The organism is Streptomyces nigrescens (assembly GCF_027626975.1).
GTDB lineage: Bacteria > Actinomycetota > Actinomycetes > Streptomycetales > Streptomycetaceae > Streptomyces > Streptomyces nigrescens.
The window spans coordinates 7,398,708-7,420,904 of the sequence record NZ_CP114203.1; the positions used below are offsets into that span (position 1 = coordinate 7,398,708).

Consider the following 22,197-nt stretch of genomic DNA (forward strand, 5'->3'; position numbering starts at 1 on the left):
CCCTACCTCCCCGCCACCCGGCCGTAACGCGGCGGTTCCTGCCCGGAGAGGACCTCGAAGAGCTCCTCGGCCGCACCACGCGAACCCCCGACGTACGGCCCCAGCAGAATCTCCTCCAGCGCCCGGCCCAGCTTGGCCAGCGCCGCGTCGACGGCTTCCTGGTGCTCGGCCAGCTCCTCTCCCGCCTCGTCCAGCTGCCGGGCCAGCCGGGCGTTCTCCACCGCGCGCCGGAAGAGCCACACCGCGTACTCCCGCTCGGGGCTCACCTTGTTCAGCTGATCCCCCTTGCAGCTCGCCCGCGCCCGTGGCAGGCCCTGGAACAGCCGCCGGATGCCCTTGTCGAGACCGGCCTCCGGCAGGGTCTCCAGCCAGGCCCGGGTGAACTCCTCGTCCGCGCTGCCCGCTTCGTCCAGGGCCCGCAGCGCGGCATCGGGAGTTCCGGGCATCTGATGCCCGAGCAGACCGGGGATCTCACGGGACTCCAGCCGGGCGGCGCGGCACTCCACGATCGCCCGCAGCAGCCAGACGCGGGCCTGCCACTGCGGTGCGGTGTGGATGCCGTCCAGGCACTCCCGGGCGGTGAGGAACGCCTCGTTGCGCATCGCTGTCAGCGCCCGGTCCATCCCCTCGCCGAGCGAGGTGTGCCGCTCGGCGGTCCGCAGCGCCACCTCGATCGCGTCCTCCTCGCCGGCGGCGGGCCCGGCCGGCTGGAGGGCCTCGATCATGCGGCGGGCGATCCCCTCCGGCTGCGCCCGCAGCGCCTCCAGGAACCGGCGGCTGAACTCCTCCTCGACCCGGGGCCTTTCGGCCAGTTCGACGAGGTCGTCCCAGAGCGCCTCAGCGGCCGGCCCGGTGGCACCGGCGGGGGCCGGCGCGGCGTGGTCGGTGGCGTCGCGCACCACCAGCACGGCGCGCTCGGCGTCGGCGAGCACCGCGGACCGGGCGGGGTCCACCAGCGTGTACGGATGGCTGAACAGCAGCGCAGGGTCCTCGCCGGCCGGCGGCAGATAGCGGCTGATCAGCACCGAGTGCGGGGTGAACACGTCCTCCGGTGCGATGCCGTGCCGGCGCAGCGCGCACCGCCACTCGAACCGGAGCATCGGCGCGACCTCCTTGCACCAGGCACGGAAGGCCCGTTCGGTGGCGGGGCTCTCGTCCGGGACGACGCCCCGTAAGGCGGCGTCGAGGAACCGCCCGGCGGCCACCTGCCGCGCCGGTGCGTGCGGCCGGTGCACCGCCGTCTCCAGCTGCTCGACCAGCTCGCCCATGCGGCGGGCCCACTTCTCCCGCATCGAGATCAGCTGCGGCACATTGACCTTGTAGTACTGCTCGGTCTCCCGCTCCTCGGGCTCGGTGAGCCGGATGGTCCGGCCGGTCGGCTCGTCGAACCGCTCCACCAGCAGCACCGTCGCCGGCCACAGCGCCCGCCGCTCCGCCGTGTTCGCCCGGTTGAAGGCCTCCAGATCGGCGGTGAGCTGCTCGATCTCCGTCTTCAGCTGGTCCAGGCGCAGCCGTGCGTCCATGGTCAGCCGCTGCGACAGCACCCGCTGGTGGGCCTGCTCGACCCGTACATAGGCATCCGTGGTGAACAGGTCCGGGCTGAACTCCACCCCCAGGCTCGCCCCGTGCCCCCTGACCGTCCGCAGATACGGCTGAAGGGACACCGGCCCGCCGTCCTCCGCGCGCGGGGCACGGAGGAAGGCCCGGTCCGTCTCGCCCGCCGCCCGGTCCGCCAGCGCCCGCAGCCCCTGGGCGTACGTCACCAGGTCCGCGTACGCGATGTCCACGACCTCCACCAGGCCGGTCTCCTCCGCCAGCGACCGCAGCAGCCCGACGAAGTCGCGCAGCGCACCGCGGGCCGTCGACGCCGCGCCGTCCGCCACCGTCACCGACCGTGCACGGAACACCGACGGGATGTCGGGCGAGGCCTGGGTGCCGGACAGCCCGGCCGTCACCCGGATCAGCCCGACGCCGATGTGGTCCCCGACGAAGTCCCCGCTGTCCGGGTCGCTCAGACCGTTGACCCGCAGACAGGTCGTCAGCGCCGCCTGCACCACCTGCTGCCGGATCTCCGGGATCCCCTCGCCGACCACCAGCACTTCCACCGGGCCCTGCTCGTCCCCCGCCACCCACGCCCGCGGCAGCGAGGAGGGGAGCGCCGCGCGCACCTGCGGCGCGAGCGCGGCCTTCGGTCCCCAGGCGGGCGGCGCGGGGAACAGCGGCCCGCACTCCGCCGCCTCCACGGCCCGCCGGGCGCACTGTGCGATCGGGCCGCCCTCCGGCCCGGGATCACCGCCGGGGACCTCCAGCCCCAGCGCCCTGGCGTGCAGCAGCAGCGCGAGGTCGTCCTCGGCGTTGCCGAACAGCGGCTCGTCCGGGGACATCCGGACCCAGTACTGCCACAACCTCTTCACCAGGCGCTTCGGCACGGCCGGCCGGCTCTCCCGGAACCGCTGCCCGACCCGTTCGGCCTCGTCCGCGGTCCAGCTGTACGGCAACCGCTGCAGCACCTCGTCGACGGCGTCCCCCCGCATGGGTCTCCTCTCGTCGTCACATGTCGCCGGCGCACCGGAATCCGACGTTCCCGCGGCACTCGACCGGTGACCGTGGCGACAGTTGCTCCCGCAGCCGCGCCGCGGGGGTGTCGAAGGCCCCGCCGCGCAACACCGGCGCCCCCCTGTCGTCCACGCAGATGTCCCAGACGTTACCGAGCAGATCGCCGATGTTGTACGGGTTCGGTGGGAATTCCCCGACCGGGGTCAACGCGCCATGACTGCCGCGGAAGTTGACCCGGCCCGCCGCGAGGTCCTCGCGCCACCACTCACCGGTCCGCCCGGCCCGCGCCGCCAGCGCCCACTCCGCCGCGGTCGGCAGCCGCAGCGGTACGCCCATCCGTCGGCCCGCCCAGGCCAGGTAGGCACGGGCCGCGGAGAAGCTCACCGCGACCACCGGGTGGTCCTCGCGCCCCGCAGGACAGTCCGGACCGCTCCAGCCCTCCAGGTAGTTGTCGTCCACGTCCGTGCCCGCCGCCCGCGCGGCCGCCGGGAGCCAGCGCCCGTTCTCCGGATCGCGGAGGAAGGCACGGAACTGCGCATGGGTCACCGGATACCGGCCCAGCCGCACCGTCAGCGTCTCCGTGAGCGCCACCGGGACCAGCTGCGGCCAGCCGGCCTCCGGCCCGCCGTCCGGCCGCCGCACCCGCGCCGGGGGTGCCACACGGCCGCCCGACGCCGCGGCCCCCTCGGCCGTCGTACGCGCCGCAACCCGTGGCGCGGCGTCCTCGTCCACCCGTTGCGCGGCCGCCGCCCCGGCGCGATTGCGGAACAGACAGATCTCCCCAGCGGTCTGACGGGTGCTCTGCTGCGGCAGCGGCCGGGACTTCGCGGTGAGCGCCGCGGTCAGCTCCTCGAAGAGCGCCGACATGCTCAGCGGATCGGACCGCCCCGGCACCCCGGCCTCGACGAGACGGATCAGCTCCCCGGTGAACGCGGTGTACGTCTCTCCCGGCGGGGCCAGTGCCTGACGCGTCGCGGCGGTGGCGGTGAGCACACAGGCGCCCTCGACGGCGACCGCGGGCGCGACATCCGGCCCCCGCATCAGGCCGTCCAGCGCCAGACCGCTCCAGCAGCAGTCCAGAATCACCACTTTCCGCCGGGCCGTGGGCCGCCCGCCCGACGGGTGGAGCAGGACCGACCGCAGCTCCTCGTACCGCAGTGCCGTGTACGACGGGCCCGAGCGCGACCAGGGCAGTGCGAGGTGGAGCTCTCCCGAATGCGGGTCGACCAGACCGTGACCCGCGTAGTACACCACCACGGTGTCGCTCGCCCCGGCGGTGGCGTCCTCCACCGCCTTCAGGATCGCCTCCCGCGACGCCTGCCGCAGTACGGTGCACCGCTCGCCGTCCAGCCCCCAGACCGCCGGGTCCCCGCACAGCTCCCGCAGCCGGCCGACGTTGTTCGCCACCGCCGGAATGTCGTCCAGCTCCGTATAGGCATGGGTGCCGATCAGAACGGCGCGCGAGCGGGACGGGTCGGACAGCGCTCCCGCCAACTCACTGGTCCCGCGTGCTGGGCCGGTCGGTCGGCGCCCCGCCGCTCCCGGCCTCCGGGGCGTCACCCTCGCCGAGCGCCCGCAGCACCCGTGCGACGGCCTCGGGGTCCCCGCTGTCGACCGTCACCCGGACATCCCCGCGGGTGAGGTGTACGCGGTCGCGGCGCGGCCGGGTGCTGCGCCAGCTCGCCACCGCCACCACCAGCGACGCCAGCTGCACCCCGCTGTCGAACACCGCCTCGATGGCCTCCAGCACCGGCCCCATGGGCCCAGGCGCCGCCGCGCGCCGCACCGGCGACAGCCCGGCCCCGGCCCGCACCTCGGGATCGGCGCTCAGCCACGTGAACAGTGACTGCGCCCCCTCACCGGCCTCCGAGTCCCGCTCGACCTCGATCCGTACCCGCACCGCCGCCCCCGCCGCCGTCCGTGAACCCCGTCAGAGCGGTCAGCATAAGCGGCGCCCGGGACCCGGGTCTCACGATCACGCGATCGGGCCGTCGGCCCACTCCGCCAGCCGCAGCCCGCTCTCGAACCGCCGCGCGCGGCCGTCCACCGGATCGGTGAACTCCAGGACCTTCGCGAGCAGTTGCAGCGGCGCGGTGAAGTCGTCCGGGGCCGGGTCCCCGACCACCGGATAGACCGGATCGTGGAGGATCGGCAGCCCGAGGCCGTTCATATGGACCCGCAGCTGATGGGTGCGGCCGGTCGCGGGCAGCAGCCGGTACCGCCCGAGCCCGCCCCGCCGCTCGACCAGCTCGATCCGGCTCTCCGCATTGGCCGCACCGGCCTCCTCGCGCGCGGCCATCACCCCGCGCTCCTTCACGATCCGGCTGCGCACGGTCACCGGCAGTGCCACCGCCCCGTCGTACGGCGCCACCGCCTCGTACTCCTTGCGCACCCGCCGTCCGCTGAACAGGTTCTGGTACGCGCCCCGGTCCTCGGGCCGTACGACGAACAGCGCCAGCCCCGCGGTCAGCCGGTCGAGCCGGTGCGCGGGCTGCAGCGCGGGCAGCCCGAGATCCCGCCGCAGCCGCGCCAGCGCGGTCTCGGTGATGTGCCGCCCGCGTGGTGTGGTGGCGAGGAAGTGCGGTTTGTCGGCGATCACGATCCGCTCGTCCCGGTGGACGATCCCCACCTCGAACGGCACCGGCACCTCCGGCGCGAAGTCCCGGTGGAACCACACATACCGCCCGGCCGCATACGGCTCGCCCCCGCTCAGCGCCCCGTCCGCCCCGACGAACCGCCCCGCGCCCAGCATGGCGTCCACCCGTCCGGCCCCGATCGCCCCCTGGAACCGGTCGACCAGATGGTCCCGGACCGTGCCCCACACCCCCTCCGGATCGGCGGGCAGCCGCACCCGTACGGGATCGATCCCGTCACGCTGGGGGAGCGGGGCGGGGGGAAGGGGGGATCTGCGTCTCACCCGGCAAGAGAACCTCAGCCCGGCCGTGGCCTCAAGTCGGCACGGGAAGCGAGCGGGCGCGGACCCGGCGTTCTGCCTGGCCGCCGCGGGCCGGGGTGCAAAACGATCAGAGCCCGCCCCGGCCGAGAGGCCGGTGCGGGCTCTGATGAGCAAAGTGTCCGAGGGGGGACTTGAACCCCCACGCCCGATAAAGGGCACTAGCACCTCAAGCTAGCGCGTCTGCCATTCCGCCACCCGGACAAGGTGTCTGCCGGTGCGGCCTGGGCCGTTCCGACGTGGAAAACAATAGCAAACATCCGAGGGTGGTCGATCACCCGCACATGTGGCCGGATGCGGGCCTGTGACCAGGGCATGTCGGGAGTATTGCGGCCTTGGGCCCAGCGGGCGACGGGTGGAGGATGGCAGGAGACCCCGCCGCGGGCCGCGCTCCTCCGGGCGCACCATGCGGCCGTGAACACAGAGGAGGCACTGTGATCGAGCTCCGCGAGCGAACCAGGGAAGGGTGCGAGCCCCGCGAATGCGGAGCCGAGCGAAACGAGGTTCCGGCATGAGTGAGTCGCAGCCGCCGCGCACGGTCACCGGTGAGGACGAGGTGGTCGACCTGTGCCGGGACCTGATCAGGATGGACACCAGCAACTACGGCGACCACTCGGGCCCGGGTGAGCGGGCCGCCGCCGAGTACGTCGCGGAGAAGCTCGCCGAGGTCGGCCTGGAGCCGCAGATCTTCGAGTCCCACAAGGGCCGCGCCTCGACCGTCGCCCGGATCGAGGGCGAGGACCGCTCGCGGCCCGGGCTGCTGATCCACGGCCACACCGACGTCGTCCCGGCCAACGCCGACGACTGGACCCACCACCCCTTCTCCGGCGAGATCGCCGACGGCTGCCTCTGGGGCCGCGGCGCGGTCGACATGAAGGACATGGACGCGATGACGCTGGCGGTCGTCCGCGACCGGCTGCGCACCGGACGCAAGCCCCCGCGCGACATCGTCCTGGCGTTCCTCGCGGACGAGGAGGCGGGCGGCACCTACGGCGCGCGCTACCTCGTCGACCACCATCCGCACCTCTTCGAGGGGGTCACGGAGGCGATCAGCGAGGTCGGCGGCTTCTCCTTCACCGTCAACGAGCAGGTGCGGCTCTATCTCATCGAGACGGCCCAGAAGGGCATGCACTGGATGAAGCTGACCGTGGACGGCAGCGCCGGACACGGTTCGATGATCCACAAGGACAACGCCATCACCGAACTGTCCGAGGCCGTCGGGCGGTTGGGCCGGCACGAGTTCCCGGTGCGGGTGACGAAGACCCTGCGGTCCTTCCTCGACCAGCTCGGGGACGCACTGGGCACCGAGCTCGACCCGGAGGACATGGACGCCACGCTGGCGAAGCTCGGCGGCATCGCCAAGCTGATCGGCGCCTCGCTCAAGAACACCGCCAACCCCACGCAGCTGGGTGCCGGTTACAAGGTCAATGTCATCCCGGGTCAGGCCACCGCGCATGTCGACGGCCGGTTCCTGCCGGGCTACGAGGAGGAGTTCCTGGCCGACCTGGACCGGATCCTGGGCCCGCGGGTCAAGCGCGAGGACGTCCATGCGGACAAGGCGCTGGAGACCACCTTCGACGGTGCGCTGGTCGACGCCATGCAGTCGGCGCTGCAGGCCGAGGACCCCATCGCGCGGGCGGTGCCGTACATGCTCTCCGCCGGTACGGACGCCAAGTCCTTCGACGATCTCGGGATCCGCGGATTCGGCTTCGCCCCGCTGAAGCTGCCGCCGGAGCTGGATTTCGCAGGGATGTTCCACGGTGTGGATGAGCGAGTGCCGGTGGACGGACTGAAGTTCGGGGTGCGGGTGCTCGATCGGTTCATCGAACAGAGCTGAATTCGGCGCGGATTTCCTGCCTTTCGCGCCGGCTTCGCTGAAAAGAGTGAACACATCAATGTGTTCGTAGCTTGAACGGCATTTTCCTCGTTGCAGTCAGTGCGGTCCGCGGCTGGGATCGTATTGGCTACAAGGAGGAATAATGATCAAGAAGGTCGTCGCTGCTGCGGCAGTCGCTGGTGGTGTCGTACTCGCCGGTGCGGGCCTGGCCGTTGCCGACTCGGGTGCCCAGGGTGCGGCCCAGAACTCCCCGGGTGTGGTGTCCGGCAACTCCATTCAGGTTCCGGTCCAGGTCCCGGTGAACGCGTGCAACAACACGATCTCCGTGATCGGGCTGCTGAACCCCACCTTCGGTGCCGGCTGCGTCAACAAGTGACCTTCTGACGTCCTTTGGCGTTGTATTTACACCCGTAAGGGTCCGACTCGGCTCGGCGCCGGAGGCGTGCCATGCAATCCGGAGCCGCTGAGTATTTCGGCGGGCGGGTGGATCTTTCCGAAGACCACCACTCGTCCGTATTCCTGTAAGGCACTAGGCAGGGGAACAACCTATGAGACAGGTCGCACGAAAGGGCCTGATCACCGCGGCCGCAGCCAGTGGCGTACTCGCCATGGCCGCCGGCTACGCACACGCCGACGCGGGAGCCGCCGGAGGCGCGGCGCATTCGCCGGGCGTGGGATCCGGCAACAATGTTCAGGTACCGGTCCATGTGCCGGTGAACGCCTGCGGTAACACCGTCAATGTCGTCGGGCTGCTGAACCCCTCGTTCGGCAACCGCTGCGCCAACGATGGCGGTGGCAGGCACCACGGTGGTCAGCACCACCAGGGCGGGCACACGGGCTCCGGCGCCGCCGGCAGCACCTCGAACTCGCCCGGTGTCGTGTCGGGCAACAATGTCCAGGCTCCGGTCGACGTACCGGTGAACGCCTGCGGCAACCAGGTCTCGGGAGGCGGGCTGCTCAACCCGTCCTTCGGCAACCACTGCGCCAACGGGTCGTCGACGACCCCGGCGAGGCCGCACCACCCGGGCAAGCCGCACGAGCCCGGCAAGCCCCACCACCCGGGTAAGCCGCACGAGCCGAGCAAGCCGCACCACCCGGGTAAGCCGCACCACCCCGGCAAGCCCCACCAGCCGGGCACGCCGGGTCAGCAGACCCCGCACAAGCCGGGTACGAAGCCGCAGACCGGGGGGCCCAGCCAGCAGGTGACGCCCTCCAAGCCCGTCGGGCACCTCGCGCAGACCGGTGCGGGGTCGATCGGCTACGCGGTTCCGGCCAGCGCCGGGCTGCTGCTCGGTGGCGCCTTGATCTACCGCAAGGCGCGCGCCGTCCGCCGGTGACCAGCAGCAGATAGCCCACCGGCAGATCACCGAGCGGGCCCCGTCGAGACGGGGCCCGCTCTGCTGTGCTCAGACCCCGGTGGCGCTCACCACGTGGCGCGGAGCTGGCGGATGATCCGGCGGCGCAGCCGCACCTTACGGCTCCCGTCGGGGTTCAGACGCAGGCGGTCCAACTCCCAGTGTCCGTACTCGGCATGGTCGGTCAGCAGGCGTGTGGCAGCCTTCCGGGAGACTCCCCGTGGCACATACACATCGCAGAATTCGTATTCCGGCATCGCATCTATTGTGCGGGACCGGCCCCGGTACGGATAGCGTCTGCACTATGTCTGATGCTGCGCAGCCTTCCGCTGCCGAGGTACGTGCCGCCGCCGAGGCGGTCAAAGCCGCGCTGGACCGTCACCTCGACGCGGTCGAACGCCGCTCGGGGCAGGATGATCCGGCCGTGTACGCCGCGTTCGACGAGCTCGCCGCGGCGGCTGAGGTCTATGACGAGCTGCTCTACGACACCTACGACGAGGTCACCCCCTTCGAGATCCCCGGAAACGAGGCGCTGCCCGCTTACGCGGGCCCGGAAGAGCCGAGTGCGCTGAGCGTGCTGATCCGGCGCGACTACACCGTCGCCGCACCGCAGCGGCTGCTGCATCAGGCACAGCGCATCGCCGATCTCGATCCGGACGCCGCCGACGAGGCGGCGGGGCCCGCCGCCGATGCCGCCGCGGTCGTCGGCACCAGCGTGCATGCGGCGCTCGGTGTGCTCTTCGGGGAGTTCGAACCGGACGAGATCGCCTCCCGGCACAAGGAGTTCGGCCTGGAGGAGGGCGATTCCACGCTGTGGGTGGCGGCCGCCGACGAGCCGGCCGAGCCGGGGGAGTGGCTGTCCGCACCGTTCGACCAGGCGGATCCCCAGCGGGTGGTGTGCCGCTTCGACGTCAGCGCGGTCTTCGACGAGGAACTGGGCGAGGACGACCTGATGGAGCCCCTCGACCGCGAACGGTGAGGGCGGGGCCAGGATGCCGTGTGCCGCACCGGCGCTGGCTCCTGGCCCGTACGCCGCTGCCCCGGTCCGTCAGCAGGTTGTTTCTGCGACGGGCCGGGGCAGCGGCGTATACGGGCCGTGCGGAGGGCGCCGGGCCACGGGCTCAGCCGGCCGCCGACGGCTCCTCGGCGCTCTGCACGCTCTGCTGCAGCAGGCTGCGCAGCCGGGTGGTGCGCTCCTTGACGGGCACCTCGGCGACCGCGCGGGCCAGCGCCTGGTCGGCGCCCTGGACGACCGACAGATGCCGCTCGCCGCGGCTGAAGGCCGTGTAGACCCAGGCGCGGGTCAGCCCGCCAACGGCGTCCCCGGGCAGCACGACCACCGCGGCGGGCCAGCGGGTGCCGGCCGCCTGATGGGCCGTGAGTGCCCAGCCGTGGCGTACGGCTCCCGCGCCGACCTGCTCGCGCGGCACCACGACCGCGGATCCCTCACAGTCGAGATGCAGCCCGGCCGCGTCCGCGCCTGTGACCGTGCCGGGGACCGTGCGGCCGGGTGCCGGGGCGTAGGCCACACGGTCGCCGGGGTCGAAGCCGCCGAACCGGCCGGGGCCGGGATTGAGCCGTTCCTTGAGGGCGGCGTTGAGCGCGCGGGTGCCGGCCGCGCCGCCGTGGCCGACCGTGATGACCTGGGTGTGGTCCGCGGGGACACCGAGCGCCCGGGGCACGGAGTCGGCGACCAGCTGGACGGTGCGGTGCACCGCCTCGCCGGCATCCCGCACCGGGACGATCACCACTTCCTTGCCGGGCGCCTCGACCTGGCTCAGCTCCCCGATGCCGATGCCCGACACCAGCTCACCGATCGGGCCGAAGTCCGGGGTACGGGAGGCGACCTGCGGACAGAAACGGGCCGCGAGCAGATCGGCGAACAGCCGGCCGGGACCGGCGGACCACAGCACGCCCGGATCGCCGCTGAGCACCAGCCGGGTCCCGTCGGTCAGCGACTCGACGAGCAGCGCGGCGGTCTCCAGATCCAGCTGCGGGGCGTCCAGCACGACCAGCAGATCGAGCGCGAGGGCGCCGTCCGCGTCCCGTCCCGGGCCCTCGCGGCCGGACAGCAGGCCCGAGACGGTCACCGCTGCCGTGGCGGGGTCCGCGGAGCCGGTGGCCGCGGCGTCGGGCGCGCACTCGGTGAGGTGTGCGGCCAGGCGGCGGCGGCCGTTCTCGGTGTGGGTGGCGCCGAAGGCCCGCAGCCCCAGTGAGCGGGCCGCGGCGATCAGCGCGGCCGGTTCGGCGCGGGCCGCCTCGGCGCCGGTGTGGGCCACCAGGCCGCTGTGGGCGGCGGCACGGATGAGCTCCGCGGCCGACGGCGACGGCGCGGCGGCCGCCGCGGCCTCCCAGGCGGCGGCGGAGGGACGGACGGGCCGGGGGGCCGGGGCGTCGTCGGTGGGGGCGTCGGTGCCGGGGGCCGCGGCGGCGGCGCTCTCGTCGGCCGCGGTACCGTCGCCGGCCACCGGCTGCTCCGCCTCGGCCGTGGTGTCGTCGCCGGCCTCGGCCGACGCCGTGTCCTGCAGCGGCTCCGCCGCCGCTTCGAAGGTGTTGAGCAGCCGTGCCAGACCGTCGGCGACGCTCTCCTCGGCCATCGCGAACCGGTCCAGGCCGAGCAGGATCCGGACCGGCTGCTCTTCCTCTTCGTCGTCGCCCGTGGCCGGACGCGCCCGGCCCGGTTCCTCGATCGCCTCCTGGAAGACCAGCACCGCACCGTCCGCGATGGCGGACTGCAGGGCGTCATCGGGATCGGGCACCGCGCGCTGGGCGAGGGCCGCGCGCAACGCGGCGGCCTCCAGGGCGGAGTGGCCCGCGAGCGCGGCCTGTTCCAGCAGCCAGCCGACCAGCGCCTGTGCGCGCCGCTCGTCGCCCGGCCCGCAGGCGGCGCCGAGCAGCGCCCGCGCAAAGCCGTCGGCCTGCTCGGGGCGCACCCCGGGCACACCGAGCAGCAGCCAGGGGTCCTCGCGCAGCGCCTCGGCGGCCCGCTCGCCGAGCACCTCCGCGGCCTGCTCGGCCAGCGTCTCGGGGGCACCGCCCGCCGCCAGGACCTGCCGTACGCCCTCGACCCCGGGGGCGGCGGGCACGGCGGGGCGGGGAGCGGCGGCGGGACCGGTGGCGGGCGGTGCCGCGGCAGGGGCCGTGGCGCCGCCGTCCGGGACGCCCGGACGGGCCGGGCCGCCGGTCTCCTGAGCGGTGCGCTGCCGGGCCACCTCCGGGGCCGGTCCCGCGGGTCCGCCCTGCGGGGCGGCCTTGGCCGGCTGGGCGGCGGGTGCGGCCGGCTTGGCGGGGCGGGGGGCATCGTTGAAGAACGAAGCGGCCGAGCGCTCACCGCTTTCCACGGCCCGCACCGCCGCCGCCAGCGCATCCGCGGTCGCCTTGGCCGCTCCGGACGCCGGGCTCTCCTTCGGGGCACCGGGGGCAGGAGCCTTGACCTCCCCACCGGCAGCCGATGCCTTGACCTCCCCACCGGCAACCGGAGCCTTGACCTCCCCACCGGCAACCGGAGCCTTGACCTCCGCACCGGCAGCCGGAGCCTCGGGCTCCGCACCGCGGGCCGTAGCGTCGGATTCCGATCCGGCAGCCGGAGCCCCGGCTTCCGATCCGGTAAGGGGAGCGCCGGTATCCGCACCGGGAGCCGGAATCTCGGCCTCCGAACCATCAGCCGCAGCCCTGGATTCGGAGCCGGAATCGGAAGCCCCGGATTCCGCCCCGGCAGCCGGAGCGCCGGCCTCCGCGCCGGAACCAGGGGTCTCGGCCTCCGCACCGGAAGCCGGAGCCCCGGCCTCCGCACCGGGTGCCTCGGCCTCCGCCCCTTCGTTCACCATCGCGTCATCGCCGGGCGCGGCCGCGTCTTCCGGTGCCGTCGCGTCATCGGGCGTCTGGGCCTCCGCGGTGCCGGGCGCGGCCTCCTGCCCGGGCGGGGTTTCGCCGGCGAGGCGGTCGGTACTCACAGCGTGCTCCAGTCGTGATCGGGGTAGTGGTGCACCGGCGCCGATACATCGTCCAGCGCCCGGCGGATCTCGTCAGGAAGACTAAGGGTCTCCACTGACAATGCGGCTCTGAGCTGCTGCGCTGTGCGGGCGCCCAGAATCGGCGCGGTCACTCCGGGGCGGTCGCGGACCCAGGAGAGCGCGACCTGGAGCGGGGTGACGGCCAGTCCGTCGGCGGCGGTGGTGACCGCTTCGACGACCCGGCTCGCCGTCTCGTCGAGGTAGGGCGCGACGAACGCCGCCAGATGGTCCGAGGCGCCACGGGAGTCGGCCGGTGTCGCATGGCGGTACTTGCCGGTCAGCACGCCCCGGCCGAGCGGCGACGACGGCAGCAGGCCGATCCCCAGGTCGAGCGCCGCGGGCAGCACCTCCCGCTCGATGCCGCGCTGCAGGAGGGAGTACTCCATCTGTGTGCTCGCGAGACGGTTGCGTACCCCGGGCGCCGCGAGCTGCCAGGTGCCGGCCTTGGCGAGCTGCCAGCCGGAGAAATTCGACAGCCCCACATAGCGTGCCCGGCCGCTGGCGACGGCGAGGTCGAGGGCCTGCAGCGTCTCCTCCAGCGGTGTGTGCGGATCGAAGGCGTGCAGCTGCCACAGGTCGACGTAGTCGGTGCCCAGCCGCTCCAGGGAGGCGTCCAGGGCGGCGAGCAGATGGCGCCGGGAGCCGTCGACCCGGCGGTCCGCCTCCAGGACGCTGCCGGCCTTGGTGGCGATCACCAGGTCCTCGCGTGGAACGAGCCCTTCCGTCAGCCGGCCCAGGAGGTATTCGGCGCCGCCGTCGGCGTAGATGTCGGCGGTGTCCACGAGGCTGCCGCCGGCCTCCCAGAACGCCTTGAGCTGGTCGGCGGCTTCCTGCTCGTCCGTGTCACGGGCCCAGTTCAGGGTGCCGAGCCCGAGGCGGGTCACACGCAGGCCCGTACGGCCGAGGTGCCTTTGCTCCATGGGCCTTGAGATTACTGGGCCGGGGCCGGCATCAGGGGACCTGTGGACAACCCGGCGATGACAGCCGGCGCGGCTGGGGGCTACAGTCCCCGGAACAGCGACGTTACTGATGGGTAAGGGGAGCGGCATGAGGCTTGGCATCAACCTCGGCTACTGGGGCGCCGGGATGGACTCCGACAATCTCGCGGTGGCACAGGAGGCCGACCGCCTCGGCTACTCCGTCTGCTGGGCCGCGGAGGCCTATGGCTCCGACGCCGCCACCGTGCTCTCCTGGGTCGCTGCTCAGACCGAGCGGATCGACATCGGTTCGGCGATCTTCCAGATCCCGGCGCGTACGCCCGCGATGACCGCGATGACGGCCGCGACCCTGGACTCGCTCTCCGGGGGCCGCTTCCGGCTGGGCCTCGGCGTCTCGGGGCCGCAGGTGTCCGAGGGCTGGTACGGCGTCAAGTTCGACAAGCCGCTGGCGCGCACCCGCGAGTACGTGGACATCGTCCGCAAGGCGATGTCGCGCGAGCGGCTGTCCTACGAGGGTGAGCACTGGACGCTGCCGCTGCCGGGCGGTCCGGGCAAGCCGCTGAAGCTCACGGTGCACCCGCAGCGCGAGCACATCCCGCTCTACATCGCCGCGATCGGCCCCAAGAACCTCCAGCAGACCGGTGAGATCGCCGACGGTGCGCTGCTGATCTTCCCCTCGGCCGACCACCTGGAGGAGACCGCGATCTCGCACCTCCGGGCCGGCCGCGAGAAGGCGGGCAAGACCCTGGACGGCTTCGACATCTGTCCGACGCTGCCGCTGGCCGTCGGCGCGGACAAGGACGTCAGCGCGCTGGCCGACATGTTCCGTCCATACACCGCGCTCTACGTCGGCGGGATGGGCAGCCCCAAGCAGAACTTCTACAACCAGCTCGCACAGCGCATGGGCTACGGCAAGGAAGCCGCCGAGATCCAGGAGAAGTACCTGTCCGGCGACAAGGAAGGCGCCGCCGCCGCGATCCCGGAGCAGCTGATCGACCAGACCACGCTGCTCGGCTCCGTCGAGCGGATCGCCGAGCGGATGCAGGCCTACGCGGCGGCCGGGGTGACCACGCTGACGCTGGCCCCGGCGGGCTTCTCCCTGGAGGACCGGCTGGCGTCGCTGCGGGCCGGTACCGAGGCCCTGGAGCGTGCCGGTCTGGCGTAACGCCCTACGGGGCGCCGGGCCCGTCCGCCCGCACCCGGCCGGCGCCCGGAGCGCCGGCCGGTGGAGCCCCGCGGCCGTGGTGGGGGCTCGGGGGGTCTTCCCCACCACGGCCGTCAGGCAGCACAACGCCGCCACGGGCACGCTGGTTACGCCCGCAGCGGGGACACACCTCCCCCGAACGGCCGAACGGACCGCCGCTCCGGTTGCCGCCCACCGGACACCCCAATTGACTTTCCTCACGGGTGTGTCCGTTCGGAGGTGGCATAGATGCTCTCGGCCCGAAGCCTGTTCCAGGAGATCATCGGCAACGACGACTCCTTCCGCCTGTTCTGTTCCATCGCCGCCAGCGGCGAGGCCCAGGGCGGCTGGGAGAACGGCCGGATCGCCGCGCTGCTGCCCGCGTCCATGCGTGAGCTGGCGCCCAAGGTCGCCCGGCACGGCGCCGACGAGGACAAACACGGCCGGATCTTCCAGGCCCTGATGCACAAGCGCGGACTGACGCCGGCCGAGGTCCCGGTGGAGACCGACTACACCGCGCTGCTGGAACGGCGGGGCATCGGCCTGGCGCACGACAAGCTGCGCCGCGACGAGCCGCTCACCGAGCTCGACATCATCACCTACCTCGCCCACAGCCGGGTCACCGAAGAGCGCGCCGCCGGCCAGATGGTGCTGCTCACCAGACACTTCGGCGACCACCCCGAGCTGGGCAAGGCGGTCCGGATGATCTCCCACGACGAGGACAACCACCTCGCGTACTGCCACGAGGAGCTGCTGCGGCTGGCCCGTGCCGGGCACGGCCGCACCATCCAGCGGATCCTGCGGGAGTGCGCCCATGCCGAGATCGTCGTCTATCGGGACGTCAGCCTGGCGGTGATGGCCCACATGGGCCGCATCCTGAAGTGGCCGGCGGTGAAATCCGTCGTGCTCGCCGCCGGGATCCGGGCGGTGTACGCCTATGAGCGGCTGGCCGGCTGGCGGCGGATGGTCAGCCTCCGGATGCCCGAGCGGCGGAACGCACTGGGCGGACCGGCCACCTCCGCGCCGGAGTTCGCCTGAGCTGACCGGGCCCACGGCCCGCCGGACCCCGGTGTCACAGCCAGCCGCGGCGCTTGAACAGCCGGTACAGCGACACCTCGATGATGACCATCACCCCCAGGATCACCGGATACCCCAGGTTCCACTTCAGTTCCGGCATGTGGTCGAAGTTCATGCCGTAGATGCCGGCGATCAGAGTGGGGACCGCCGCCAGCGCCGCCCAGGCCGAGATCTTGCGCATGTCGTCGTTCTGCCGCACGCCCATCTGCGCGAGGTGGGCGGAGAGAATGTCCGACAACAGCCGGTCCAGGCCCTCCACCGACTCGTTGGCACGGGTGAGGTGGTCGTCGACATCGCGGAAGAACGGCCGGGCGTGCGCGTGCACGAACGGCACCCCGGGGTTCTGCAGACGGGTCATCGGCTCCACCAACGGACCGGTCGCCCGGCGGAATTCGAGCACCTCGCGCTTGAACGCATAGATCTCGGCGGCGGTGTTCTTCGTGTCCTTGCCGCGTACCGGAGCGAATACCTCCGCCTCCAACTCCTCCAGGTCCAGCTGGAGTTCGGCGGCCACCTCGATGTAGTGGTCGACCACCGCGTCACTGACGGCGTACAGCACCGCCCCCGGACCGTGCCGCAGGATCTCCGGGTGCTCCTCCAGCCGGTGGCGCACCGCCGCCAGGGGGCTGGCCTCCCCGTGCCGGACGGTGACGACGAACGCGTCACCCACGAAGACCATCAGCTCCGAAGCGGTCACCGTGTCGGCCCGGTCGTCATAGGTGACCGGCTTCAGCACCATGAACAGCGAGTCGTCGTAGACCTCCAGCTTGGGCCGCTGATGCGCCTTGAGCGCGTCCTCGACGGCCAGCGGGTGCAGCGCGAATTCGGACCGGACGCGCGCGAACTCCTCCTCCGTCGGCTCGTACATCCCCAGCCACAGGAAGGAGTGCCCCTCGGCCCGCGCCTCCTCCAGGGCGTGGGAGAAGTCCGTCGCGCACTCGGTGCGACGGCCCTCCCGGTAGATGGCGCTGTCGACGATCACACCGGCATTCTCGCGCGTTGCCCGGCCACCTGCCAGGAAGGCGTACGGGGAACGTAGGGTGGCGGCCATGCCCACGCTGATCCTGGTGCGGCACGGCCGCTCCACCGCCAATACCGCCGGGGTGCTCGCCGGGCGGGCGCCCGGAGTCGCTCTCGACGAGCGCGGCGCCGCCCAGTCCGCCGCGCTGCCCGCACGGCTGGCGCAGGTGCCGCTGACCGCCGTCGTCTCCAGCCCGCTGCAGCGCTGCCGGGAGACCGTGGCGCCGCTGCTGGACGCCCGGCCGTGGCTCACGCTGCACATCGAGAACCGGATCAGCGAATGCGACTACGGCGAGTGGTCGGGCCGGAAACTCGCCGAACTGAGCGACGAGCCGCTGATGGAGATCGTCCAGCAGCACCCGTCCGCGGCCGCCTTCCCCGGCGGTGAGTCGATGCGCGCGATGCAGGCCCGCGCGGTGGACGCGGTACGCGACTGGAACGCCCGGATCGAGGAGGCACACGGCCCCGAGGCGACCTACGCCATGTGCTCGCACGGCGACATCATCAAATCCCTGGTCGCCGACGCGCTGGGCATGCACCTCGACCTCTTCCAGCGGATCTCCGTCGAGCCCTGTTCCGTCACCGCGATCCGCTACACCCGGCTGCGCCCCTACCTCGTCCGGCTCGGGGACACCGGTGACTTCGGATCGCTCGCACCGCGGGCGGAGGGCGGCGCCGCGGCGGCCGAGCGGGACGCGGCAGTCGGCGGTGGTGCGGGAGCAGCGTGATCAGTCGGCGCAGTAGGGTGGTGCGACGGCGCTGCCCGCCACGCCCCTGCGATCCGCGCAGTGACCGCAGGACGTGCAGCGACCGCAGTGACCCCGCAGTCGAGCAATCGGAGCAGGACGTTGTCCCGTCAGGTGTTCTTCTACGACGCGCCGGACCGCTTTGTGGCCGGTACGGTCGGGCTGCCTGGCCGCCGTAGCTTCTACCTCCAGGCCACCGCGGCCGGCCGCACCACCAGCGTCGCCCTGGAGAAGACCCAGGTCGCCGCCCTCGCCGAGCGGATCGACGAGCTGCTGGACGAGGTCGTACGGCGCAGCGGCGGCAACGCCCCGGTGCCCGCCGTCTCGCCCGCCGAGCTGAGCGACACCGCACCGCTGGAATCGCCGGTCGAGGAGGAGTTCCGGGTCGGCACGATGGCGCTCGCCTGGGACGGCGAGGACGAGCGGATGATCGTCGAGGCGCAGGCCCTGGTCGAGCTGGACGCGGACAGCGAAGAGGACCTCGCCGACGCCGAGGAGCGGCTGCTCCAGGACGACGAGAACGGCCCGCCGATGCTCCGGGTGCGCCTCACCGGAACCATGGCCAGGGCGTTCGCCAAGCGGGCGCTGGAGGTCGTCAACGCCGGCCGCCCGCCGTGCCCCCTGTGCAGCTTGCCGCTCGACCCGGAGGGACACGTATGCCCGCGCCAGAACGGATACCGGCGGGACGCCTGAGCGCCATGGAGTCCGCCGCAGAGCCCACCGCGCCGCTGCCCGGCCCCGCCCGGCCGCAGGACCTGCCGGCGGCCGCGCCGAAGCCCGCCGGTGGCGCCACGGACGCCCTGCTCGCCGAAGGGGAGCTGACCGTCCGCGGCCGCATCCAGGAAGCCTCCAACGCGGTGCTCTACTGCACGGTCGCCCTCGACGGCCGCAGCGCCGCCTGTGTCTACAAGCCCGTCGCCGGCGAGCGCCCGCTGTGGGACTTCCCCGACGGCACGCTCGCCCAGCGTGAGGTCGCCGCGTACGAGATCTCCCGGGCCTGCGGCTGGGACCTGATCCCCCCGACGGTGCTGCGGGACGGCCCGTACGGCACCGGGATGGTCCAGGAGTGGATCGATCCGCCGGAGAGCAGCGACGAGGTGCCCGAGCTGCTGGCGCTGGTGGAGGACGAGGAGCCGGGGCCCGGCTGGAAGGCCGTCGGCCTCGCCCAGATCGGCGAGGGCCGCACCGCGCTGCTGGTGCACGCCGACCATCCGCGGCTGCGGCGGCTCGCGGTGCTCGACGCGGTGATCAACAACGGTGACCGCAAGGGCGGTCATCTGCTGCCCGGCGCCGACGGAGAGTTCTTCGCCATCGATCACGGCGTGACGTTCAACGCCGAGGACAAGCTGCGTACGCTGCTGTGGGGGTGGGCGGGGGAGCCGCTGACCGACGAGGCGCTGGAGGTCCTGCGGGGCCTGCGGCGGGCGCTGGAGGAGGACCGGCCGCTCGCCGCCCGACTGGCCGAACTGATCACGGACGCCGAGACCGAGGCGTTGCGGGCGCGGGTGGCGGGGCTGCTGCGCAGTGGCCGGCACCCGGAGCCGAGCGGTGAATGGCCGGCGATCCCCTGGCCGCCCGTCTGATCCGCCCGTCTGATCCGGCCGTCTGATCCGCCCGTCTGATCCGCCCAGATACGGCCGTATCGCCGGTACCCCCTTGCACGTTCATCCGTCGAACACAAGAGCGCCTTTCCGGCCAGACCTCCGGTCCGGTTCGTATGCGGAACATCCGTCCGGTTACGCTCAAGGCATGCATGCATGGCCCGCTTCTGAGGTCCCCGCCCTGCCTGGCCAGGGCCGCGACCTGAGGATCCACGACACCGCGACCGGCGGACGGGTAACCCTCGACCCCGGTCCCGTCGCCCGTATCTACGTCTGCGGCATCACGCCGTACGACGCCACCCACATGGGGCACGCGGCGACCTACAACGCGTTCGACCTGGTTCAGCGCGTGTGGCTCGACACGAAGCACCAAGTGCACTACGTGCAGAACGTCACCGATGTCGACGATCCGCTCCTGGAGCGGGCCGTGGCCACCGGCGACGACTGGACGGCGCTGGCCGAGCGCGAGACGGCCCTCTTCCGCGAGGACATGACGGCCCTGCGGATGCTGCCGCCCCGCCACTACATAGGCGCCGTCGAGTCGATACCTCGCATCGTCCCGCTGGTGGAGCGGCTGCGCGACGCCGGCGCCGCCTACGAGCTGGACGGTGACATCTACTTCTCCGTCGAGTCCGACCCGCACTTCGGCGAGGTCTCCGGGCTGGACGCCGAGGCGATGCGGCTGCTGTCCGCCGAACGCGGCGGCGACCCGGAGCGCGAGGGCAAGAAGAACCCGCTCGACCCGATGCTGTGGATGGCCGCCCGCGAGGGCGAGCCGAGCTGGGACGGCGCCTCGCTGGGCCGCGGCCGGCCCGGCTGGCACATCGAGTGTGTCGCCATCGCGCTGGACCACCTCGGTATGGGCTTCGATGTCCAGGGCGGCGGCTCCGACCTCGCCTTCCCGCACCACGAGATGGGCGCCTCGCACGCCCAGGCGCTCACCGGCGAGCACCCGTTCGCCAAGGCGTATGTGCACGCCGGGATGGTGGCCCTGAACGGCGCGAAGATGTCCAAGTCCAAGGGCAACCTCGTCTTCGTCTCCACGGTGCGGCGCGACGGCACCGACCCGGCCGCGATCCGGCTGGCGCTGCTCGCGCACCACTACCGCGCCGACTGGGAGTGGACCGACGCGGTGCTGGAAGAGGCCGTGGAGCGGCTGGCGCACTGGCGTGCCGCGGTCTCCCGTCCTGACGGCCCGTCCGCCGACGCCCTCCTTGAGGAAATCCGTACGGCGCTCGCCGACGACCTGGACTCCCCGGCCGCCCTCGCGGCCGTGGACCGCTGGGCCGCCGCGCAGCAGGACGGGGGCGGCACCGACGAGGGCGCCCCCGGCCTGGTCTCCCGCGCGGTCGACGCGCTGCTCGGTGTGGCCCTGTAACGACCCGTCATCTCCGTCCTTCAGGGGCGCTTCCGCCGGCCGGCGGAAGTGCCCCTTCTCCTTGTGCTTCCCGGGACTTACGGGCTCCACAAGGGAAACGCCAGGGGCGCCGCACCGGCCGCTTGGCCGGTCCGGCGCCCCTGGCGTGCCGGGGAGTGGTCCCCGGTCTCAGCTTCCGTTGCCCTCCGGGCCGTCCTCCGGCCGTGGGGAGTCGGCGGAGTCCGCGCCGCCCGACGAGTCCGGGGTCTCGGTGGTGCCGTTGCCCTTGGCCGTGTCCTTCGGGCCCGTCGCCGAGTCCTCGCCGGCCTTCGGCTCGCGGGGCTCCTTGGACACCGGGCGGGGCGGACGGGTGCGGCCGCTGGTGGTGTCGCGGAGGTAGGAGCTGTCGCGGCCGTCGGCGAGCCCGCCTTCCGTCGCCACACCGGGACCGGACTGCGGGTCGCGGCGGCGCAGATAGCGCTCGAACTCGCGGGCGATGGCCTCTCCGGACGCCTCCGGCAGGTCCGCGGTGTCCCGCGCCTCCTCCAGCGACTGGACGTACTCGGCGACCTCGCTGTCCTCGGCCGCCAGTTGGTCCACGCCCAGCTGCCAGGCGCGGGCGTCCTCGGTCAGCTCGCCCAGCGGGATACGGACGTCGAGGAGGTCCTCCAGGCGGTTGAGCAGGGCGAGGCTGGCCTTCGGGTTGGGCGGCTGGGAGACATAGTGCGGCACCGCGGCCCACAGGCTCACCGCGGGGACACCGGCATGGGTGCACGCCTCCTGGAGGATGCCGACGATGCCCGTGGGGCCCTCGTAGCGGGACTCCTCCAGATCGAGCCGGGAGGCCAGATCCGCGTCGGAGGTGACGCCGCTGACCGGCACCGGGCGGGTGTGCGGGGTGTCGCCGAGCAGCGAGCCCAGCACCACCAGCATCTCCACACCCAACTCATGGGCGAAACCGAGGATTTCGTTGCAGAACGAACGCCAGCGCATGCTGGGCTCGATACCGCGGACCAGGACGAGGTCGCGCTTGCGGCCCTTGCCGTTCGTATCGCCGACGCGGACGACGGAGAGGCGGGTCGTCGGCCAGGTGATCTTGCGTACCCCGCCGTCCAGGAAGACGGTGGGACGGTTCACCTGGAAGTCGTAGTAGTCCTCCGCGTCCAGCGCGGCGAAGACCTCGCCCTTCCATTCCCGGTCGAGATGTGCGACCGCGGCGGAGGCGGCGTCGCCGGCGTCGTTCCAGCCTTCGAACGCGGCCACCATGACCGGGTCGATCAGCTCGGGTACCCCCTCGAGCTCGATCACCCAGCGCCTCCTTCCGACCGGTGCGGCCGCCTGGGGCGGCCGCCGGCAGCAGTTCCATTACGTGCGATCCCAAGACTACGGCTTCTGCGGTGCCGGTCCGTAGCCCCTTTGCAGGGAGGGGTAGCGATTCATCCGACCTGTTCCGAGGCTCATTGGCTCAACTTCCGTACGGGGTCTGGACGCGGTCTTACACGCGGGTCTATACATCGGATGTCCGGGAAAGGTCCGATGTTCTTCCGCAACATCCCAGGGG

General features: G+C 72.6%; 19 protein-coding genes and 1 tRNA gene. 10 read left to right on the forward strand and 10 right to left on the reverse strand.

The features are described 5' to 3' along the window. Window positions 1-2 precede the first annotated feature (2 nt). The 5 genes from STRNI_RS32755 to STRNI_RS32775 form a co-directional block, all read right to left on the reverse strand. Complete coding sequence (locus STRNI_RS32755; protein WP_277412533.1) at window positions 3-2,534, reverse strand: hypothetical protein; 2,532 nt, start codon at window positions 2,532-2,534, stop codon at window positions 3-5. Window positions 2,535-2,550: 16 nt separating this feature from the next. Next, window positions 2,551-4,050: a caspase, EACC1-associated type gene (locus STRNI_RS32760; protein ID WP_274734698.1), complete on the reverse strand. Its 1,500-nt coding sequence runs from the start codon at window positions 4,048-4,050 to the stop codon at window positions 2,551-2,553. A 1-nt stretch (window position 4,051) separates the two neighbouring features. Continuing rightward, on the reverse strand, window positions 4,052-4,456 hold the full coding sequence (locus STRNI_RS32765; RefSeq protein WP_277412534.1) for an effector-associated constant component EACC1: 405 nt from the start codon (window positions 4,454-4,456) through the stop codon (window positions 4,052-4,054). A 75-nt stretch (window positions 4,457-4,531) separates the two neighbouring features. Further along, the gene (locus STRNI_RS32770; protein ID WP_262039505.1) at window positions 4,532-5,473 is read right to left on the reverse strand and encodes a pseudouridine synthase; all 942 of its coding nucleotides are present in this window, start codon (window positions 5,471-5,473) and stop codon (window positions 4,532-4,534) included. Between the two features lie 155 nt (window positions 5,474-5,628). Continuing rightward, a tRNA-Leu gene (locus STRNI_RS32775) sits at window positions 5,629-5,713 on the reverse strand. A 307-nt stretch (window positions 5,714-6,020) separates the two neighbouring features. Here STRNI_RS32775 and STRNI_RS32780 point away from each other — a divergent pair. The 3 genes from STRNI_RS32780 (at window position 6,021) to STRNI_RS32790 (ending at window position 8,683) form a co-directional block, all read left to right on the forward strand. Then, window positions 6,021-7,346 (forward strand): M20/M25/M40 family metallo-hydrolase, encoded by a 1,326-nt coding sequence (locus STRNI_RS32780; protein WP_018087814.1) that lies wholly within the window; start codon window positions 6,021-6,023, stop codon window positions 7,344-7,346. A gap of 142 nt (window positions 7,347-7,488) precedes the next feature. Continuing rightward, window positions 7,489-7,722 (forward strand): chaplin, encoded by a 234-nt coding sequence (locus tag STRNI_RS32785; RefSeq protein ID WP_018087813.1) that lies wholly within the window; start codon window positions 7,489-7,491, stop codon window positions 7,720-7,722. 172 nt (window positions 7,723-7,894) lie between these two features. Continuing rightward, the gene (locus STRNI_RS32790) at window positions 7,895-8,683 is read left to right on the forward strand and encodes a chaplin (protein ID WP_018087812.1); all 789 of its coding nucleotides are present in this window, start codon (window positions 7,895-7,897) and stop codon (window positions 8,681-8,683) included. An 86-nt stretch (window positions 8,684-8,769) separates the two neighbouring features. Here STRNI_RS32790 and STRNI_RS32795 read toward each other — a convergent pair whose 3' ends face one another. Continuing rightward, complete coding sequence (locus STRNI_RS32795) at window positions 8,770-8,958, reverse strand: DUF5703 family protein (protein ID WP_006607658.1); 189 nt, start codon at window positions 8,956-8,958, stop codon at window positions 8,770-8,772. A 47-nt stretch (window positions 8,959-9,005) separates the two neighbouring features. On the opposite strand from STRNI_RS32795, the gene STRNI_RS32800 reads away from it, so the two are divergent. Continuing rightward, window positions 9,006-9,680, forward strand: a complete 675-nt coding sequence (locus STRNI_RS32800) for a hypothetical protein (RefSeq protein WP_018087811.1) — start codon at window positions 9,006-9,008, stop codon at window positions 9,678-9,680. A 142-nt stretch (window positions 9,681-9,822) separates the two neighbouring features. Here the strand turns inward: STRNI_RS32800 and STRNI_RS32805 are convergent, their stop codons facing one another. Next, window positions 9,823-12,654, reverse strand: coding sequence for a helix-hairpin-helix domain-containing protein (locus tag STRNI_RS32805; RefSeq protein WP_277412535.1), 2,832 nt, complete (start codon window positions 12,652-12,654; stop codon window positions 9,823-9,825). After that, entirely contained in the window at window positions 12,651-13,634 is a 984-nt protein-coding gene (locus tag STRNI_RS32810; RefSeq protein ID WP_026169306.1) for an aldo/keto reductase, read from the reverse strand. The genes STRNI_RS32805 and STRNI_RS32810 overlap by 4 nt, the downstream gene beginning before the upstream one ends. A 127-nt stretch (window positions 13,635-13,761) precedes the next feature. On the opposite strand from STRNI_RS32810, the gene STRNI_RS32815 reads away from it, so the two are divergent. Together STRNI_RS32815 and STRNI_RS32820 are read left to right on the forward strand one after the other, a co-directional pair. Next, complete coding sequence (locus STRNI_RS32815; protein WP_274734696.1) at window positions 13,762-14,817, forward strand: LLM class F420-dependent oxidoreductase; 1,056 nt, start codon at window positions 13,762-13,764, stop codon at window positions 14,815-14,817. 267 nt (window positions 14,818-15,084) lie between these two features. Continuing rightward, a complete protein-coding gene (locus STRNI_RS32820; RefSeq protein WP_266450029.1) occupies window positions 15,085-15,873 on the forward strand; it encodes a ferritin-like domain-containing protein in 789 nt (262 codons plus the stop codon). A 34-nt stretch (window positions 15,874-15,907) separates the two neighbouring features. Here the strand turns inward: STRNI_RS32820 and corA are convergent, their stop codons facing one another. Next, window positions 15,908-16,894 carry a magnesium/cobalt transporter CorA gene (corA, locus tag STRNI_RS32825; protein ID WP_159490506.1) on the reverse strand — a complete coding sequence of 329 codons (987 nt, stop codon included), beginning with the start codon at window positions 16,892-16,894 and terminating at the stop codon, window positions 15,908-15,910. 67 nt (window positions 16,895-16,961) lie between these two features. Between corA and STRNI_RS32830 the strand changes: the two genes are divergently transcribed. The 4 genes from STRNI_RS32830 (at window position 16,962) to mshC (ending at window position 20,657) form a co-directional block, all read left to right on the forward strand. After that, window positions 16,962-17,660 (forward strand): histidine phosphatase family protein, encoded by a 699-nt coding sequence (locus STRNI_RS32830; RefSeq protein WP_018087805.1) that lies wholly within the window; start codon window positions 16,962-16,964, stop codon window positions 17,658-17,660. Between the two features lie 120 nt (window positions 17,661-17,780). Then, entirely contained in the window at window positions 17,781-18,371 is a 591-nt protein-coding gene (locus STRNI_RS32835; RefSeq protein WP_078518492.1) for a DUF3090 domain-containing protein, read from the forward strand. Window positions 18,372-18,376: 5 nt separating this feature from the next. Further along, window positions 18,377-19,261: an SCO1664 family protein gene (locus STRNI_RS32840; RefSeq protein ID WP_381684419.1), complete on the forward strand. Its 885-nt coding sequence runs from the start codon at window positions 18,377-18,379 to the stop codon at window positions 19,259-19,261. A 166-nt stretch (window positions 19,262-19,427) separates the two neighbouring features. Continuing rightward, window positions 19,428-20,657: a cysteine--1-D-myo-inosityl 2-amino-2-deoxy-alpha-D-glucopyranoside ligase gene (gene mshC / locus STRNI_RS32845; protein WP_159490027.1), complete on the forward strand. Its 1,230-nt coding sequence runs from the start codon at window positions 19,428-19,430 to the stop codon at window positions 20,655-20,657. 168 nt (window positions 20,658-20,825) lie between these two features. Here the strand turns inward: mshC and STRNI_RS32850 are convergent, their stop codons facing one another. Further along, window positions 20,826-21,944: a PAC2 family protein gene (locus STRNI_RS32850; RefSeq protein WP_274734693.1), complete on the reverse strand. Its 1,119-nt coding sequence runs from the start codon at window positions 21,942-21,944 to the stop codon at window positions 20,826-20,828. Window positions 21,945-22,197 lie beyond the last annotated feature (253 nt).

What these genes read in the sequence shown, in the direction of transcription:
- STRNI_RS32830 (WP_018087805.1), top strand. Translation starts at nt 16,962, where the DNA reads ATGCCCACGCTGATCCTGGTGCGGCACGGCCGCTCCACCGCCAATACC.
- STRNI_RS32810 (WP_026169306.1), bottom strand. Translation starts at nt 13,634, where the DNA reads ATGGAGCAAAGGCACCTCGGCCGTACGGGCCTGCGTGTGACCCGCCTC.
- STRNI_RS32785 (WP_018087813.1), top strand. Translation starts at nt 7,489, where the DNA reads ATGATCAAGAAGGTCGTCGCTGCTGCGGCAGTCGCTGGTGGTGTCGTA.
- mshC (WP_159490027.1), top strand. Translation starts at nt 19,428, where the DNA reads ATGCATGCATGGCCCGCTTCTGAGGTCCCCGCCCTGCCTGGCCAGGGC.
- STRNI_RS32755 (WP_277412533.1), bottom strand. Translation starts at nt 2,534, where the DNA reads ATGCGGGGGGACGCCGTCGACGAGGTGCTGCAGCGGTTGCCGTACAGC.
- STRNI_RS32795 (WP_006607658.1), bottom strand. Translation starts at nt 8,958, where the DNA reads ATGCCGGAATACGAATTCTGCGATGTGTATGTGCCACGGGGAGTCTCC.
- STRNI_RS32840 (WP_381684419.1), top strand. Translation starts at nt 18,377, where the DNA reads ATGGAGTCCGCCGCAGAGCCCACCGCGCCGCTGCCCGGCCCCGCCCGG.
- STRNI_RS32815 (WP_274734696.1), top strand. Translation starts at nt 13,762, where the DNA reads ATGAGGCTTGGCATCAACCTCGGCTACTGGGGCGCCGGGATGGACTCC.
- STRNI_RS32820 (WP_266450029.1), top strand. Translation starts at nt 15,085, where the DNA reads ATGCTCTCGGCCCGAAGCCTGTTCCAGGAGATCATCGGCAACGACGAC.
- STRNI_RS32790 (WP_018087812.1), top strand. Translation starts at nt 7,895, where the DNA reads ATGAGACAGGTCGCACGAAAGGGCCTGATCACCGCGGCCGCAGCCAGT.
- STRNI_RS32800 (WP_018087811.1), top strand. Translation starts at nt 9,006, where the DNA reads ATGTCTGATGCTGCGCAGCCTTCCGCTGCCGAGGTACGTGCCGCCGCC.
- STRNI_RS32780 (WP_018087814.1), top strand. Translation starts at nt 6,021, where the DNA reads ATGAGTGAGTCGCAGCCGCCGCGCACGGTCACCGGTGAGGACGAGGTG.